Annotated in this window: 14 protein-coding genes; 4 read left to right on the top strand and 10 right to left on the bottom strand. The window is 70.3% G+C overall.

Annotation, left to right across the window (positions count from 1 at the left end):
* Positions 1-14 precede the first annotated feature (14 nt).
* The 6 genes from CS062_RS10535 to CS062_RS10510 form a co-directional block, all read right to left on the bottom strand.
* Complete coding sequence (locus CS062_RS10535; RefSeq protein ID WP_099861605.1) at positions 15-1,655, bottom strand: peptide chain release factor 3; 1,641 nt, start codon at positions 1,653-1,655, stop codon at positions 15-17.
* Positions 1,656-1,734: 79 nt separating this feature from the next.
* Positions 1,735-2,340: a DJ-1/PfpI family protein gene (locus CS062_RS10530; RefSeq protein WP_099861604.1), complete on the bottom strand. Its 606-nt coding sequence runs from the start codon at positions 2,338-2,340 to the stop codon at positions 1,735-1,737.
* 66 nt (positions 2,341-2,406) lie between these two features.
* Entirely contained in the window at positions 2,407-2,751 is a 345-nt protein-coding gene (locus CS062_RS10525) for a hypothetical protein (RefSeq protein WP_099861603.1), read from the bottom strand.
* Entirely contained in the window at positions 2,748-3,980 is a 1,233-nt protein-coding gene (locus tag CS062_RS10520) for an acetate/propionate family kinase (protein WP_099861602.1), read from the bottom strand. The genes CS062_RS10525 and CS062_RS10520 overlap by 4 nt, the downstream gene beginning before the upstream one ends.
* Before the next feature lie 3 nt (positions 3,981-3,983).
* On the bottom strand, positions 3,984-4,775 hold the full coding sequence (gene fabI, locus CS062_RS10515) for an enoyl-ACP reductase FabI (RefSeq protein WP_099861601.1): 792 nt from the start codon (positions 4,773-4,775) through the stop codon (positions 3,984-3,986).
* Complete coding sequence (locus CS062_RS10510) at positions 4,772-7,030, bottom strand: DUF3141 domain-containing protein (protein ID WP_099861600.1); 2,259 nt, start codon at positions 7,028-7,030, stop codon at positions 4,772-4,774. Before CS062_RS10510 ends, fabI begins: the two co-directional genes overlap by 4 nt.
* A gap of 202 nt (positions 7,031-7,232) precedes the next feature.
* Between CS062_RS10510 and CS062_RS10505 the strand changes: the two genes are divergently transcribed.
* Positions 7,233-8,261, top strand: a complete 1,029-nt coding sequence (locus CS062_RS10505) for a phosphate acetyltransferase (RefSeq protein WP_099861599.1) — start codon at positions 7,233-7,235, stop codon at positions 8,259-8,261.
* Positions 8,262-8,339: 78 nt separating this feature from the next.
* Here the strand turns inward: CS062_RS10505 and CS062_RS10500 are convergent, their stop codons facing one another.
* The 3 genes from CS062_RS10500 to CS062_RS10490 all read right to left on the bottom strand — a co-directional run bounded on the left by CS062_RS10500 (position 8,340) and on the right by CS062_RS10490 (position 11,538).
* Complete coding sequence (locus CS062_RS10500) at positions 8,340-8,864, bottom strand: Dps family protein (RefSeq protein ID WP_099861598.1); 525 nt, start codon at positions 8,862-8,864, stop codon at positions 8,340-8,342.
* Between the two features lie 442 nt (positions 8,865-9,306).
* A complete protein-coding gene (locus CS062_RS26860) occupies positions 9,307-10,422 on the bottom strand; it encodes a trypsin-like serine protease (RefSeq protein ID WP_099861597.1) in 1,116 nt (371 codons plus the stop codon).
* Between the two features lie 195 nt (positions 10,423-10,617).
* Entirely contained in the window at positions 10,618-11,538 is a 921-nt protein-coding gene (locus tag CS062_RS10490) for a hydrogen peroxide-inducible genes activator (RefSeq protein ID WP_099861596.1), read from the bottom strand.
* A 95-nt stretch (positions 11,539-11,633) separates the two neighbouring features.
* Between CS062_RS10490 and panB the strand changes: the two genes are divergently transcribed.
* The 3 genes from panB (at position 11,634) to CS062_RS10475 (ending at position 14,243) form a co-directional block, all read left to right on the top strand.
* Complete coding sequence (gene panB, locus CS062_RS10485; protein ID WP_099861595.1) at positions 11,634-12,482, top strand: 3-methyl-2-oxobutanoate hydroxymethyltransferase; 849 nt, start codon at positions 11,634-11,636, stop codon at positions 12,480-12,482.
* Between the two features lie 2 nt (positions 12,483-12,484).
* Positions 12,485-13,318 carry a pantoate--beta-alanine ligase gene (gene panC / locus CS062_RS10480; RefSeq protein ID WP_099861594.1) on the top strand — a complete coding sequence of 278 codons (834 nt, stop codon included), beginning with the start codon at positions 12,485-12,487 and terminating at the stop codon, positions 13,316-13,318.
* Positions 13,319-13,523: 205 nt separating this feature from the next.
* Positions 13,524-14,243, top strand: a complete 720-nt coding sequence (locus CS062_RS10475) for a peptidylprolyl isomerase (protein WP_099861593.1) — start codon at positions 13,524-13,526, stop codon at positions 14,241-14,243.
* A gap of 202 nt (positions 14,244-14,445) precedes the next feature.
* Here the strand turns inward: CS062_RS10475 and recG are convergent, their stop codons facing one another.
* A complete protein-coding gene (recG, locus tag CS062_RS10470) occupies positions 14,446-16,620 on the bottom strand; it encodes an ATP-dependent DNA helicase RecG (protein WP_099861592.1) in 2,175 nt (724 codons plus the stop codon).
* Positions 16,621-16,734: the final 114 nt, after the last annotated feature.

The following is a 16,734-nucleotide window of genomic DNA, read 5'->3' as shown; positions in this document are numbered from 1 at the left end:
CGGACCGCGCCGGCTCAGGCGTCCATCTGCTTCTGGAAGACCAGGCCCGCGTGCTCCCGCAGCGCGTGGAACTTGATCTTGGGCCAGTTCTCCTGCATCGCGCGGAGTTCGCCGGCATATTCCAGCAGCACGGTGGGCGCGCCCACTGCGTCCCAGGCGACGCGGTGGGCGTTGTGGTCGATGAAGCGGCGCAGCTCCTTCTCGCCGCCGTCGGCCTCGTCGCAGGTGACCCAGCGGGCGACGTTGTAGCGCGCTGGCGTGATGCGGGCCTTGACGCCGTACTCGTGCTCCAGGCGGTGGGCGACGACCTCGAACTGCAGCTGCCCCACGGCGCCCAGCAGCAGCACGCTGCCGGCCTCGGGCCGGAAGACCTGGATCGCGCCTTCCTCGCCGAGCTGGCGCAGGCCCTCGCGCAGCTGCTTGGTCTTGAGCGGATCCGCCACCTCCACCGAGCGGAACATCTCCGGCGCGAAGAAGGGCAGGCCGGTGTACTGCAGGGCCTCGCCCTCGGTGATGGTGTCGCCGAGCTGCAGCACGCCGTGATTGGGGATGCCGATGATGTCGCCGGCGAAGGCCTCGTCCAGCAACTCGCGGCGCTGCGACAGGAAGCTCACCACGGTGTTGGGCCGCAGCTCCTTGCCGGAGCGCACGACCTTGAGCCGCATGCCGCGCTCGAAGTGGCCCGAGGCCACCCGCAGGAAGGCGATCCGGTCGCGGTGCGCCGGGTCCATGTTGGCCTGGATCTTGAAGACGACACCGGTGAACTTGGGCTCTTCCGGCTGCACCACGCGCTGCATCGCCGCGCGCTCGGCCGGCGCGGGCGCCAGTTCCACCAGCGCGTCCAGCACTTCCTGGACGCCGAAGTTGTTCACCGCGGAGCCGAAGAACATCGGCGTCTGCTTGCCGCTGAGGAAGGCTTCCTCGTCGAAGGCGGGTGCCGCCTCGTTCACCAGCTCGATCTCGCCCTGCGCGTTCTCGTACTGCATGCCGAAGCGCTCGACATAGGCCGGGTTGTCCAGGCCGTCGAGCACTTCCTCGGTGCCGGCGGCGCGGTCCTCGCCGGGCGAGAACACCCGCATGCGCTGCTGGCGCAGGTCCATGACGCCGTGGAAATGCTTGCCCATGCCCACCGGCCAGGTGAACGGGACGACCGTCATGCCGAGCTCGCGCTCGATCTCGTCCATCAGCGCCAGCGGTTCCTGGACCTCACGGTCCAGCTTGTTGACGAATGTGAGGATCGGCGTGTTGCGCGCCCGGCAGACCTGCAACAGGCGCCGCGTCTGCGGCTCCACGCCGTTGGCCGCGTCGATCACCATCAGCGCCGCGTCGACGGCGGTCAGCACCCGGTAGGTGTCCTCGGAGAAGTCCTGGTGGCCCGGGGTGTCGAGCAGGTTGATGACGCAGTCCCGGTACTCCATCTGCATCACCGACGAGGCCACCGAGATGCCGCGCTGCTTCTCGATCTCCATCCAGTCGGAGGTCGCATGCCGGGAGGCCTTGCGCGCCTTCACCGAGCCGGCGATCTGGATCGCGCCGGAGAACAGCAGCAGCTTTTCCGTCAGCGTGGTCTTGCCCGCGTCCGGGTGGGAAATGATGGCGAAGGTGCGGCGACGGCGCACTTCGGACTGGATACGGCTCGGCTGATCGGTGGACATGACGGCTCTTGGGCGGCGAACCCGCGATTATCGGGGTTCTTCCCAGACGGGGCCCGGGACCCGTTCGGTGCGGCGGCGCTCAGGCAGGCGCCATGAACGGGCGGACCCGGGCCAGCAGGCGCTCGACGTAGTCCGCCTTCTCGCCGACCGGGGCGGAATAGGTCAGCGCGTCGCGGGTGGCGGCCTCGCCGGCCTTGCTCCACATCAGCCATGCCGCCAGGTATTGCGAGGCCAGGCAGCCGCCCGAGGTCGCCACCGGGCCGCGGGCATGGAACGGCTCGTCCAGCACCCGCACGCCGGCCTCGACCAGCCAGGGCCGGGTGCTCGCATCGGTGCAGGCCGGCGCGTCGCCCAGCAGGCCCAGTCGCGCCACCAGCAGCGCGCCGGAGCACTGCGAGGCGATCAGCTGCCGCGTCGGATCGATCTGCAGCCGGTCGAGCAGCGCGGAGTTCTCCGCGATGGCCCGGGTGTAGATGCCGGAACCGAACCAGACCGCGTCAGCCTCGTTGGCCCATTCGAGCGGGCGTTTCAGCTGCACGGTGACGCCATTCATCGAGGTCACCGCCGGTCCCGGTCCGCACAGCTCGGCGGACCAGCCTTGCGGCTTGAGCCGGTTCAGCAGCCCCAGCGGGAGGAAGCTGTCGACCTCATTGAAGCCGTCGAAGGAGAGGATGGCAATGCGCATGGGAGGCCCCACGAGGCGATGCGGCCCACTGTAGCGCCGCCGTCCGGCCGGTCCAAGCCGGTGGGGTTATTGCGGGGCGGTCGCGCCCAGCGTGCCGAGCTGCGTCCCGATGCGCGTCAGCAGGTGCTGGCGCACCCGCTGGACGATGCCCGCGGCGTCGACCGGACCGAGTTCCTCGGCGAGCCGGGCCTGGACCTCGTAGTGCAGGTAGAGCATGCCGCGCAGCTTCTCGAAACCGCCTTCATGACCCTCACGGCAGACGCGCGCGTCGTTGTCGAGCACCCGCTCGATCACCCCGGGGTCCAGCAGACGGACGTGGCACATGATCGCCAGCTGTGCGATCTCCAGGTCCACGTCCTCGACGGTCTTCTCCCATTCCTCGGCGCTGTGGCGTTGCTTGGGCGTTCTCATGGGGACTTCCTTTCGGCGGCGAGCAGGCGGAAGGTGTGACGCGCCATCATGAGTTCCTCGTCGGTGGGGATGACCCAGGCCTCGCAGCGGCTGTCGACGGTGCTGATGCGGCGCTCGGGCGGGCCGTCGCGGTTGGCCGCGTCCTGCACCGACACCCCCAGCCAGAGGCAGCGCGACAGCACGCGCCGGCGGATCTCCGCCGAGTGCTCGCCGATGCCGGCGGTGAACACCAGGCCGTCGAGGCCGCCCATCTCGGCCGCCAGCGCGCCGATCTCGCGCGCGACGCGGTGCACGAACACATCGATCGCGAAGCGCGCCCGCGGCGCGTCGCTGGCCAGCAGCTGCCGCATGTCGCTGGACACGCCCGACAGTCCCAGCAGCCCGGACTGCTTGTAGAGCAGCGTCTCCAGCTCGCGTGCATCCATGCGCTGCTCGTCCATCAGGTAGATCAGCACGCCGGGGTCGACCGCGCCGCTGCGCGTGCCCATCGGCAGCCCGTCCACGGCGGTGAAGCCCATGCTGCTGGCGATGCTGCGGCCACGGTGCAGCGCGCAGGCGCTCGCCCCGTTGCCCAGGTGCAGGAGGACGACGCGTCCGTCCGCCAGCCGCGGCGACAGCGCCGGCAGGCGCGACGCGATGTACTCGTAGCTGAGCCCGTGAAAGCCGTAGCGGCGCACGCCGGCCTCGAAGAGCGCGTACGGCAGCGCGAAGGCGTCGGCGACGTCGGACTGGCCGCGGTGGAAGGCGGTGTCGAAGCAGGCCACCTGCGGCAGGCCGGGCGCGGCGGCGAAGGCGCGGCGGATCGGCGCCAGGTTGTGCGGCTGGTGCAGCGGCGCCAGCGGGATCAGCGTCTCCAGACGAGCCAGCACCTCCGGCGTGACCACGACCGGTTCCTGGAAGGCGGTGCCGCCGTGGACGACGCGGTGCCCGATGCCCAGCATCGAGAGGCCCGGAAACTCGTGCCGGATGAACTCGACGAGGTGCTCCAGCGCACCTTCATGGCCGAGCCGCTCGCCGACCGGCCAGTCGCGCGAGCCCGCCTTCGTGCCGTCGGCATGCGCGGCCTCGAAATGCGGCGTCGCGGTGCCCAGGCCCTCGACCTGCGCGCGCAGTTCCAGTCGCAGCGGGCCCAGCCGGCGATCGTCGTGCAGCGAGAACATCGACAGCTTGATGCTGGACGAGCCAGCGTTGACGACCGCGATGAACTCGCCTTCCAGCCTTGGATCCATCGCTCACCCCATGATGTGATAACCGCCGTCGACGTACAGCGTGGAACCGGTGATGAGCCGCGCGTGATCGGCCGCGAGCATCGCGGTCGCGTAGCCGACGTCGTCGATCGTCGCCAGCGCATGGGCCGGCGCGCGTGCGGCGGCGTCGGCGAGCAGCTGGTCGAATTCCTCCAGCCCCGAGGCCGCCCGCGTCGCGATCGGTCCTGGCGAGATCGCATGCACGCGGATGCCCGACGGGCCCAGTTCATGCGCCAGGTAGCGCACCGAGGCCTCCAGCGCCGCCTTGACCGGTCCCATCAGGTTGTAGTGTTCGACGACCTTGCTGGCGCCCTGGAAGCTCATCGTGAACAGGGTGCCGCCCTCGGCGCGCATCAGCGGCTCGGCCAGGCGCGCCATGCGGATGAAGCTGTGGCAGGAGATGTCCATCGCCATCGAGAAGCCGGCCGCGCTGCTGTCGACCAGGCGCCCGTGCAGGTCCTCCTTCGGCGCGAACGCGATCGAGTGCAGCGCCGCATGCAGCACGCCCCAGCGGTCCGAGACCGCGGCGAAGACGGCATCCAGCGCCTCGGGCTGGCGCAGGTCCAGCGGCAGCAGCAGCTCGGCGCCCAGGGCCTGCGCCAGCGGCTGGACATGCGGCAGCGCCTTGTCGTTGAGGTAGGTCAGCGCCAGGTCGGCGCCCATCGCGCGGAACGCCCGCGCGCAGCCGAAGGCGATCGACTGGTCGTTGGCGATGCCGGTGACCAGCACCTTGCGGCCGGCCAGCAGCCGGCCGAACTGGATGGCGGCGGTGTTCATGCGACCGCCCGGCGACGCCGCGGCTTGGGCGAGGCCGCGATCGAGACCGTCGCCGCGGCGGGCGAGGAGAGCGCCTGCGCCATCTCGGCGACGCGCGCCGGATCGACGTGCAGCAGCTCATGGACACGGCGCGCCGCCGGCGAGCCCGGGTCGGCGAGCTCCGCCTCGGCCATCAGCACCGCGCCGGCCAGCGCCACCGCCTGTTCCCGGTCCTCGAGCGTGGGCAGCAGCAGCGGCAGCGCGGCCATCGCCTCGTCCGGCGCGAAGGTGACGATCAGCGCCTGCCGGTGCAGCAGCGTCGCCCAGTCCTCGCCCGGCGCGGCGGCGACGGTGCCTTCGACGAGCGCGCCGTCCTGCGCCATGCGGCGGTGCGCGTCGGCCAGCATCTGACCCAGGATGAGGCCGCGCCGCTGGATCACGCCCCGGTGCGCCAACCCGGCCAGCAGGATGCGACAGACCGCGTCGGCGAAGCCGCCCTGCTCGACCTGCTCCAGCGCCATGCGGCGGCCTTCCCGCTCGTCGGCCCGGGCATGCGCGGCGCTCGACGCGCGGTCGTCCTCGCGCGGCGGCATCAGGGCGCCGAGTCCGTGCGGGCCGTAGACCGCCTCGACCCAGTGCACCAGCGCCGCGTCGCGCTGGTGGCCGATGCGGTCCAGCGATTCGCTGATCCAGCGCGAGCCCAGTTGCTCCCACTGCAGCCAGGGGTTGTCGGGCTCGACCGGCTGACGCCGCGCGCGAGCACTGTCCGCGGCCTGCCTGATCCAGGGCGCCAGCGGGTGCAGGTCGGAGATCGCCAGGTGCTGCTGGCGCAACGGATGCAGCCAGCGCAGCCATTCGCCCAGCAGCTTGCCGCCGGTGGCGCGCACCGCGGGCTGCAGCCACTGGCGGTACTGGCGCATGTTGGCCTCCGACACCTGCGCGATCGTGCTGAACAGCGCCTCGTCGCGGCGGCATTCGGGGTTGAGCGCGCGCAGGTCGTCGACGCTGCGGGTCTCGAAGCTGACCGAGTAGTCGCCCGACTCCAGCGCCGCCAGCGGCGCGTCGGGATCGCGGGCGTCGATCTTCATCTCGAAGAGGCCCGGCGGCAGCGCGGCGATCTGCTCGAGCGTGTCCAGGATCTGCTCATGCTCGCGCCGCGCGATGCCGCCGCCGACGAAGATGCCCAGGTGCCCGATGCGCGGATGCAGCATATAGACGATGGTCCGGCCGGCCTTGACCAGCGCCTTCTCGCTGCCCCAGACATCGATGATCCAGTCCAGCGCCTGCTGCGGCGGCGTGATGTTGTCGCCCCAGGACGCGAAGATCACCATCGGCGCGGCGATGTTGCGCAGGTCCAGGCGATAGCCCTCCATCTCGACCTCGCCCCGCGCCAGGCGGTTGCCGATGAACAGGTTCTCGACGATCGCCTCGATCTCCTCGCCCGTCATGCGGAAGTAGCCGCCCCACCAGCGTTCGAAGTCGAGGAAGCGCTCGCGTTCGGTGTCGACGTTGGCGTAGAGGTGGTAGTACTTGTCCCACCAGGTGTTGGCGAGGTTGAGGTTCTCGAAGTTCGAGACCAGGTGCGCGCCGTCGAAGCGGTCGCCGCTGAGGTCCGCCGAGAACGCCGACAGCCACGCTCCGCCGAGCGCGCCGCCGGAGTAGCGCATCGGGTTCTGCTGCGGCGAGCCGGCCCAGTACGACAGCGGCGCGCCGTTCAGGATGATCGGCCCCATCAGGTCGCTGCGCACCGCGGCCAGCGCCGCCACCGCCCAGCCGGCCTGGCAGTTGCCGATGACGGACGGATGGCCCGGCGCCTGCGGATGGCGGCGGATCACCTCCTCGATGAACTGCGCCTCGGCGCGCGCCACGTCCAGCAGCGTCTGGCCCTCGACCGGCTCCGGCTCGAAGGTGATGAAGTAGACCGGATGGCCGGCGCGCAGCGCGACGCCGATCTCGGAGTCCGGCTTGAAGCCGCCGATGCCCGGCCCATGGCCGGCGCGCGGATCGATCACGACGATGGGACGGCGCGTCGGGTCGATGACCTCGCCGTCGGGCGGCAGGATGCGCAGCAGCGCGTAGTTGCAGGGCTGCGGAAGGTCGCGGCCATCGAGCAGCAGCTCGTGCTCGAACTTGAGCAGCGCCGGCTTGCCGGCGTGCAGGTGCTCCAGGAACACATTGCCCCGTTCGCGCATCGTGTCCAGCGTCAGCAAGGCCCGTTGCCAGGCGTCGGTGGTGTAGTTCTGCCAGCCGTGGATCCAGTCGGTGGTTCCGAACATTCGCTCGCTCCTGGCACGGCCGCGCGACGGCCGCCTTGCTTGATTTGTTGCAGCGCAGCATGCATCATCGATCGCGACTCGTCGTGAAAGCCCGAGGAACAAGCAGGGTCAAGCGCATGGCGGGTCGTGTCGTCGGAAAACATGTCCGAACGCGCGGCGATAACGGGACGCCGTGCTGTCCTGCAGCACAGGGAGCCAGTCAGTGACCACCTCGTTCCGAATCGTGAGCGCGCCGGACGGCCAGGCGCCGTCGCCCACCTCATCCGACGCGCATCCGCCCGGCGCGCATCCCCCGAGCGCACATCCGCATTACGACCGCCTGATCGAGGCCGTGCGCCACCTGCCCCCGCTGCGCATGGCGGTCGTGCATCCGTGCAGCGACGTGGCGCTGCTTGCTGCCACCGAGGCCGCGTCGCTGGGGCTGATCGAGCCGGTGCTGATCGGTCCGGCGGGCAAGGTGTCGGAGGCCGCGGCGGCAGCCGGCGTGGACCTGGCGCGCTTCACCCTGTTCGACGTCCCGCACAGCCACGCGGCCGCCGAGATGGCGGTGGCGATGGCGCTCAAGGGCAGCGTCGACGCGCTGATGAAGGGCAGCCTGCATACCGATGAGCTGATGGGCGCCGTCGTGCGCCGCGAGGGTGGGCTGCGCACCTCGCGGCGCATCAGCCACTGCTTCGTGATGGACGTGCCGGGGCATCCGCAGCCGCTGATCATCTCGGACGCGGCGATCAACATCGAGCCGACGCTGGAGGAGAAGGTCGACATCGTGCAGAACGCGATCGACCTGGCGCATGCGCTGCGCCTGCCCGAGGTGCGGGTGGCGCTGCTGTCGTCGATGGAGACGGTGAATCCGAAGGTGCCGTCGACGATCGAGGCGGCGGCGCTGTGCAAGATGGCCGACCGCGGGCAGATCACGGGCGCGGTGCTGGACGGCCCGCTGGCGATGGACAACGCGATCGACCCGGAGGCGGCGCGCATCAAGGGCATCGTGTCGCCGGTGGCGGGCCGCGCCAACGTGCTGATCGTGCCGGACCTGGACGCCGGCAACATGCTGGCCAAGAGCCTGAGCTTCCTGGCGCAGGCCTATGCGGCGGGGGTGGTGCTCGGCGCGAAGGTGCCGATCGTGCTGACCAGCCGTGCCGATTCGCGCACCGCGCGGCTGGCCTCCTGCGCGCTCGCATCGATGCTGGCCGAGGCCCGCCGCGGCGGACGCATCAAGGCGATCGGCTGAGTCCGCGCCGGCCCATGAAAAAGGGGACCTCGCGGTCCCCTCGCAGCCTGCGGCGGGCGGCGCCCGCCGTCGCGGCGATCACTCTTCCAGCAGCGAGCGCAGCATCCACGCGGTCTGCTCATGCACCGTCAGGCGCTGGGTGAGCAGGTCGGCGGTCGGTTCGTCGCTGGCCTTGTCGACCAGGTCGAACAGCGCGCGCGCGGTGCGGGCGACGCCTTCATGGCCGTCCACCAGGATGCGCACCATGTCCAGCGCCTTGGGCGGCGTGGCCGGCGCGTCCGGCAGCGAACTCAGCTGCGCGAACTGGGCGTACGAGCCCGGCGCCTTGTGGCCCAGCGAGCGGATGCGCTCGGCCACCGGGTCGACCGCGTTCCACAGCTCGGTGTACTGGGCCATGAACATCGCGTGCAGCGAGTTGAACATCGGTCCCGTCACATTCCAGTGGAAGTTGTGCGTGGTCAGGTACAGCGTGTAGGTGTCTGCCAGCAGCTTGGACAGGCCCTGCGCGATCGCGGCGCGGTCCTTGTCGCTGATGCCGATCTGGATGGACGGCGCGCCCTTGGCGGAGGCGGCCTTGGCGGGAGAGGGGCTCTTCTTGGCCATCGAGGGACTCCTTCTGGGGAATGGAAGACAAAAAGACGCTGCGCAGCCTAACCGATCCGCTGGAGCGGCCGTGTGAACGCCGCGCGCGTCAGGCGACGCTGTGGCGCAACCAGTCGATCAGCGTCTGGGTGTTCAGCGCGGCGCCGGCGGCGACCAGCAGCCACCCCATGGTGCGTTGCCCGGATCGGAGGGTCATGTCTTGCTCCTTGCAGTTGGGACCCACGACGGGAGGCGCATCGGGCGCTCGCCGCGTTTGTAGGTCCTCGACTCGCCGCCCACATCTCCCGGACGGAGGATGTCGGCGGTCCATGAGCGGTGACTTTAGTGATTGGCTATCGAATCAGCAATTTGAATAGTCTCAAAGCCGTCATAGGCAGAATCAAACGCGGAGGTGGCCAATGAAAAAGCCGCCCGAAGGCGGCTTTCGCTGGCGCGTCGGCGATCAGGCCGGGACGCGACGGCGGCGGTTCCAACCCAGGCCCAGCAGGCCCAGGCCGGCCAGCGCGAAGGTGGCCGGCTCCGGCACCGCATTGGCGTTGATGAAGTCCCGGTGGATGCTCACCGGCACGAAGCCGTTGAACTCGCCGAAGCTGCTGTTCAGCGCGTTGTCCACATCGCCCCAGGCGCTGCCGAAGGTCAGGCCGAAGGAAGTCACCGACGCCACCTTGTCGTCGATGAACTCCGGGCCGCCCGAGTCGCCGCCGGCCGAGGACACCTCGTCGGCGCCGCGGCCGGTGTTGCAGAACTTGGCGCTGGGCGGCAGGCCCAGGCCGTCCACCGCGATGTTGCAGGCCAGGTCGTTGGCGGGCAGGCCGTTGTCGAAGTCCGACAGGTAGGTGTGCTCGATCTGGCTGGCCGGCTCGCCCAGGATGTCGGCCCAGGCGCCGGCGAAGTCGGCGTCGCCGAGGCGGAACTCATAGCGGTTGTCGCCCTGGCGCAGGCGCCCGGTGCCCAGGTTGGCGCCGGTGTTGCCGCCGGCGTCGGAACGGGCGCCGTAGCCGGCGATGTTGAAGTCCTTGCCGGTCAGGTCATCGCCTTCGTACAGGCCGTGGGACTTGACCGACCAATCCACCAGCTTGTCCAGCGACAGCACGGCGATGTCGTTCTGGTCGATCACCTCGCCGGTGTAGGCGGCGTGCACCGCGTAGTTGGTCACCTGGTAGGCGAACGAAGGCTGGTTCCAGGTGATGTTGTCGGGGTTGTTGCCGGTATAGAAGTAGACCGAGGTGCTCAGCGGGCGCGCATTGGTGCCGTCGCTGACGCAGTGGGCGGCGGTCAGGATCGAGCGCTGGTTCGGCAGCAGCGTGCCGGAGCAGATGAACTGGCCGCCCGCGCCGTAATCCATGATCAGCGTCGCGACGCCGCTGTACTGCGAGCGCGGCGCGAAGTAGCGCGGATCGCCGCCGCCGGCGGCGGTGGCCGTGGAGGTCACGCCGACGATGGTGCTGGCGGCGGTCCAGCTCAGGCCGTTGGCGGAGCCCGACACGGTGGTCGGGCCGGCGTGCGCCACGCCCGCGGTCAGCAGCGCGGCGGCGAGGAGGGTGGGTCGAAGTTTCAAGATTTCCCCCTGATGCGATGGTTGGACATGGCGACGCGCCCGGGACGGTGCGTCCGGGGCGAGCGCGGCCACGGAGCCGGGTGGACGCCGTGGACATCAGCGAGGCTATCGATGCGGACTTCGTGAGAAATTCACGGATACCCTGACGACCCCCGCTTCGAGGGGGGCGGGCCTTGCCGGCCGGCCGCCGGCCTGTCAGGAGAGCAGCTTCACGCCGCTGAGCTTGCAGGCATAGACCGCGTTGCGCAGCGCGGCGACCGCCTCGTAGCGGGTGAAGGTGCGGCGCCAGGCCAGCACGACACGGCGCGTCGGGGCCGGGTCCTCGAACGGGACATAGCGCAGGTGCGGCGGCACATCGTCCGGCACGCTCAGCGCCGGCACCACCGTGACCCCCATGCCGGAGGCCACCATGTGCTTGATCGTCTCCAGCGAGCTGCCCTCGAAGCTCTTGCGGATGCCTTCCGCGTCGGTGGAGAAGCGGGCGAACTCCGGGCAGACCTCCAGCACGTGGTCGCGGAAGCAATGGCCGTTGCCCAGCAGCAGCATGGTCTCGGCCTTGAGCTCCTCGGCGCTGATGCGCTCCTTCTTCGCCAGCGGATGCACCGCCGGCACCGCGACGACGAAGGACTCGTCGTACAGCGGCGCCACCGCCAGGCCGGCGTCGGGGAAGGGCTCGGCCATGATCGCGCAGTCCAGCTCGCCGGTGCGCAGCATGTCCAGCAGCTTCTGGGTGAAGTTCTCCTGCAGCATCAGCGGCATGCGCGGGTAGAGGTCGATGCAGTGCCGCACCAGCTCGGGCAGCAGGTAGGGGCCGATCGTGTAGATGATCCCCAGCCGCAGCGGTCCGTCCAGCGGGTCCTTGCCGCGCTTGGCGATGTCCTTGATCGCGCTGGCCTGCTCGATCACCGACTGGGCCTGGCGCACGATGTCCTCGCCCAGCGGGGTCATCGTCACCTCGTTGGCGCCGCGCTCGAAGATCTTGACGTCGAGCTCCTCCTCCAGCTTCTTGATCGCCACCGACAGCGTCGGTTGCGAGACGAAGCAGGCCTCCGCCGCACGGCCAAAGTGGCGCTCGCGGGCGACGGCGACGATGTAGCGCAATTCGGTGAGGGTCATGGGCCGGCATTGTCCTCAGAAAGCGGCCTTCTGGCACCGTCCCGGTACACTGCCGCCCCACCCCAGGGCCCCGGCCCATCCTCCAGGGGACATGCATGACCGAACCGACCACCCCCTACGCCGCGCCGCGCCCGCAGGCGACCGCCGACCGCAAGCCCGTGACGCTGCAGCGCCTGCTCGACATGCATGCCGCCGGCGAGAAGATCGCGATGCTCACCGCCTACGACGCCACCTTCGCCCATGCGATGGAGGACGCGGGCGTCGATTCGATCCTGATCGGCGACTCGCTGGGCAATGTGGTCCAGGGGCTGCAGACGACGGTGCCGGTGACGCTGGACGCGATGGTCTATCACACCGAATGCGTGGCGCGTGCGCGCCGCCTGGCGTGGATCCTGGCGGACCTGCCCTACGGCACGTACCACGAGTCGCCGCAGGTGGCCTGGCGCAACGCGATGCGGCTGGCGCAGGCCGGCGCCCACATGGTCAAGCTCGAGGGCGGCGGCTGGACCACCGGCACGGTGCGCTTCCTGACCGAGCGCGGCATTCCCGTCTGCGCCCACCTCGGGCTGACGCCGCAGACCGTCACCGCGCTGAGCGGCTACAAGGTCCAGGGTCGCGATGAAGCCGGCGCGGCGCAGATCCGGGCGCATGCGCGCGAGCTCGTCGACGCCGGCGCACAGATGCTGCTGCTGGAGATGGTGCCCGCCGCGCTGGCCGGCGAGCTCACGCGCACGCTGGGCGTGCCGGTGATCGGCATCGGCGCCGGCGCCGAGTGCTCCGGCCAGGTGCTGGTGATGCACGACATGCTGGGCGTGGGCAGCGGCCGCAAGCCGCGCTTCGTGCGCGACTTCATGCGGGGCGCGGCCTCGGTCGGCGAGGCCTTCGCGCGCTACGTCGCCGACGTCAAGTCCGGCGCCTTCCCGGCGCCCGAGCACAGCTACTGATCATGAAGATCCACCACGACATCGCCGGCCTGCGCGCCGCGCTCGCGGGCGGCCGCCCGGTCGCCTTCGTGCCCACGATGGGCAACCTGCACGACGGTCACCTGGCGCTGGTGCGCCAGGCCCGCGCGGCGGTGGGCGAGGGCGGCCAGGTCGTGGCCAGCATCTTCGTCAACCGGCTGCAGTTTGCGCCGCACGAGGACTTCGACCGCTATCCGCGCACGCTGGCGCGGGACGCCGAGCTGCTCGAGGGTGCGGGCTGCGACCTGGTCTTCGCGCCCGACGAGCGGGAGATGTATCCCGAGCCGCAGGGCTACAAGGTCCATCCGCCGGCCGAGCTGGCCGACATCCTCGAGGGCCACTTCCGGCCCGGCTTCTTCATCGGCGTCTGCACCGTGGTGGCCAAGCTCTTCCAGATCGTGCAGCCGGACGTGGCCGTCTTCGGCAAGAAGGATTACCAGCAGCTGATGGTGATCCGTCGCATGGTCGACCAGCTGGCGATGCCGATCCGCATCCTCGCCGGCGAGACCGAGCGCAATGCCGATGGCCTGGCGCTGTCCTCCCGCAACGGCTACCTGAGCGAGCAGCAGAAGCAGGACGCGCTGCTGCTCTCGCGCACGCTGAAATCGATGATCAGCCGCTGGCAGGCGGGCGAGCGCGACCTCGACGGCATCGAGGCGGACGCGATGCAGGCGCTGCGCGACGCGGGCTGGGTGCCGGACTACCTCACGCTGCGCCGGCGGCATGACCTCGGCCCGGCGCGCGAGGGCGAGGCGCTGGTCGCGCTGGCGGCGGCCAGGATCGGCCAGACGCGGCTGATCGACAACCTCGAGTTCTGAAACCGGCGGTGTCTTTCTGTCGCTGATCCTGGGCGGTCCGGGATCGCTGGGTGAAGCGCATCACCTTGTGAAGGCGGCGTTAGGGAAAGCCCGACCAGTTTTCGTGCGGGGCGCGCACCGGGGCCATGACGCATGTCGAGGCGACCACGATACTTCGCGCTTCTTTGCCAGAAGCGGGGGCCACAAGCTCCCATTGCGAGCCCCCATGAAGACGACTTCCTTCTCTTCCTCGATCGCCGCCGCTCCCCGGTGGCTGGCCCTGACGGCCGCCCTGGGCGGTGCCCTGATGCTGGCCGCCTGCGGCGGTGGCGACGATGACGACAGCGGCAGCCCGGCCCAGAGCCCGAAGCCGAACCCGGTGACGACGCCGCCGACGCTGAGCTGCAGCGCCGCCGGCATCGCCGCGTCGAACGCGAGCACCGCGGCGCACACCGTGTGCATGCTGACCAGCGACGGCGAGATGGTCGTCGAGCTGGATGCCCGCACGCCGATCACCACCGACAACTTCCTGAAGTACGTCAACGCGAAGTACTACGACAACACGATCTTCCATCGCGTCGTGCCGAACTTCGTCGTCCAGGGCGGCGGCCTCTCGACCGGCTACGTGGCGAAGAACCCGGGCGCCAATCTGGGCGGCACGATCAAGCTGGAGACCAACGTCGGCCTCTCCAACACGAAGTACACGATCGCGATGGCGCGTGGCACCGCGGCGGACTCGGCGACCAGCCAGTTCTATTTCAACTCGGTCGACAACAGCGCCTCGCTGGACTACAAGAGCGCCTCGCAGCCCGGCTATGCCGTGTTCGGCCGCGTGATCTCGGGCCAGGCCACGGTCGACAAGATCAATGCCGAACCCCAGCTCTACAGCGGTTCCGAAGTGACCGCCACCGAAGTGCTCCTGTACTGGGCCATCCAGCTGAAGTAAGTCCCGTCAGGGGTCCCACCCACCGCGCCGCTCCCCACCGACCGGCTCGGTGATGGAGGGGCCCGGGCAGGGCTTGGGGGTCCTGGAGGGATCCCCCATGCCCTGGCGGGGCCAAGCTCGGTCGCCCGCAGTCAGGGCGACTCACGCAGTGCCCCGGACCTTCCCAGACCTGAACTGAAGCGTCAGGCCCCACCCCTTGGGGCTAAGCCTTGAGGTACTCGGTCTTGTGACCGAGCCAGCGCTCCACCTGCAGCCTGGCCGCCCGCGGCTGTTCGTCGAGCAGCTTCGGCGCCAGTGCCCGCGCCGCGCTCAGCAGCGGCGCGTCTTCCTGCAGGTCGGCGAAGCGCAGCAGCTGCGCGCCGCTCTGCCGCGCGCCCATGAATTCACCCGGACCCCGGATGTCAAGGTCGCGCCGCGCGATCTCGAAGCCGTCGGTGGTCTCGGCCATCGCGCGTAGGCGCGACTTGCCGGTGTCGGAGAGCGGCCCGGTGTAGATCAGCACGCACACGCTGGCGACCGAGCCGCGGCCGACGCGCCCGCGCAGCTGGTGCAGCTGCGACAGGCCGAAGCGTTCGGCATGCTCGATGACCATCACGCTGGCGTTGGGCACGTCGACGCCGACCTCGATGACGGTCGTCGCGACCAGCACCTGCATCTGTCCGCCGCTGAACAGCGACATCACCGCCGCCTTCTCCGCCGGCGCCATGCGGCCGTGGAGCAGGCCGACCATCTTCCCGGGCAGGGCGGCGCCGAGCTCGGCATGGGTCTCGGTGGCGTTCTTGAGGTCGAGCGCCTCCGACTCCTCGATCAGCGGGCAGACCCAGTAGACCTGGCGGCCGTCGTCGACCGCGGCGGCGATCTTCTCGATCACGTCGTCGCGGCGGCTGTCGGCGAACACGCGGGTCACGATGGGGCTGCGGCCGGGCGGCAGTTCGTCGATCGTCGACACGTCCAGGTCGGCGAAGTAGGTCATCGCCAGCGTCCGCGGGATGGGCGTGGCGCTCATCATCAGCAGGTGCGGCTCGAGCGGGCCTGAACCGGGCGGCACGCCGGGCCCGGCGGTCGCCGCGGCGCCGGCCGCCTCGTCCGCGAGCTTCTTGCGCAGCGCCAGTCGCTGTGCGACACCGAAGCGGTGCTGCTCATCGATGATCGCCAGCCCCAGCCGGTGGAAGCGGACCTTGTCCTCGATGACCGCGTGCGTGCCCACGACCAGCGTCGCCTCGCCCGAGGCGGCCGCGTCAAGCATCTTCTGCCGCGCCTTGCCCTTGACGCTGCCGGTGATCCACGCCACGCGGATGCCCAGCGGCTCGAGCCAGCCGATCAGCTTGCGGAAGTGCTGCTCGGCCAGGATCTCGGTGGGCGCCATCAGCGCGCACTGCCAGCCGGCATCGATGGCCACGGCCGCCGCAAGCGCCGCCACCACCGTCTTGCCGGAGCCGACATCGCCCTGCAGCAGCCGGTGCATCGGCTGGGAGCGGGCCAGGTCGGCGGCGATCTCCTCGGCGACGCGCCGCTGCGCGCCGGTCAGCGCGAAGGGCAGCGCGGCGAGCAGCCGTTCATGCAGCCCGCCGGGCGCGCCGCGCAACATTGGCGCGCGCAGGTGAGCGCGTTCTCGCTGGGCGCGCTGCTGGCTGAGTTGCTGCGCGAGCAGTTCCTCGAACTTGAGCCGCTGCCAGGCCGGATGGGTGTGGTCTTCCAGCGTCGACAGGCCGGCCGACGGCGGCGGGTGATGGAGGAAGTTCAGCGCCTCGCGCAGCGGCGGCAGGCCGCGCGGAATCAGCACCTGCGGCAGGACCTCGTCCAGCGGCGCACGACGCAGCGCCGACGCGACCGCCTTGCGCAGGTAGGCCTGCGGCAGTTGCGCGCTGGTCGGATACACCGGCGTCAGCGACGCGGCCAGCGGGGTGTCCGCCTCGACCTTGCGGAAGCTGGGGTGGACCATCTCCCGGCCGAAGAAGCCGACGCGGATCTCGCCGCGCACGCGGGCCCGGGTGCCGACCGCCAGCGTCTTCTGGTGCGACGGATAGAAGTGGAGGAAGCGCAGCGTCAGCAGAGCGCCGTCGTCGTCGCGGAGCTTGACCAGCAACTGCCGCCGCCCGCGGAGCTCGATGCGGCTCTCGATCACCTCGCCCTCGCACTGGAGCGTGTCGCCATCCCGGGCCTGGCCGAGCGGCGTCAGCGTGGTCTCGTCCTCATAGCGCAGCGGCAGGTGCAGCGCGAGATCGATGTCGCGCGTCAGCCCCAGCTTCTCCATCGCCTTCTGCGGCGCCGACTTGGCGATCGGCGTCTCCGCCGCGGTCGCGCGCTCGCCCGGGTCGGCCCCCGCGCGTTTCGCGGCGGGCGACGGCGACGGGACGGTGCTGCGGGCCTCGGACATGGCCGCGATTCTGCCTCGGCGTCTCCCCCGTTCGGGTGGAGCGGGTGGACCCGAGGCTGGCTCGCCCCAGGCCTGGGGCAGAATCCGCCCGCTTCAAAAAGAAGACAAATTGAT

This window comes from Roseateles chitinivorans, assembly GCF_002761755.1.
Lineage (GTDB): Bacteria > Pseudomonadota > Gammaproteobacteria > Burkholderiales > Burkholderiaceae_C > Roseateles > Roseateles chitinivorans.
This window is presented reverse-complemented; position numbering and strand designations above follow the sequence as displayed.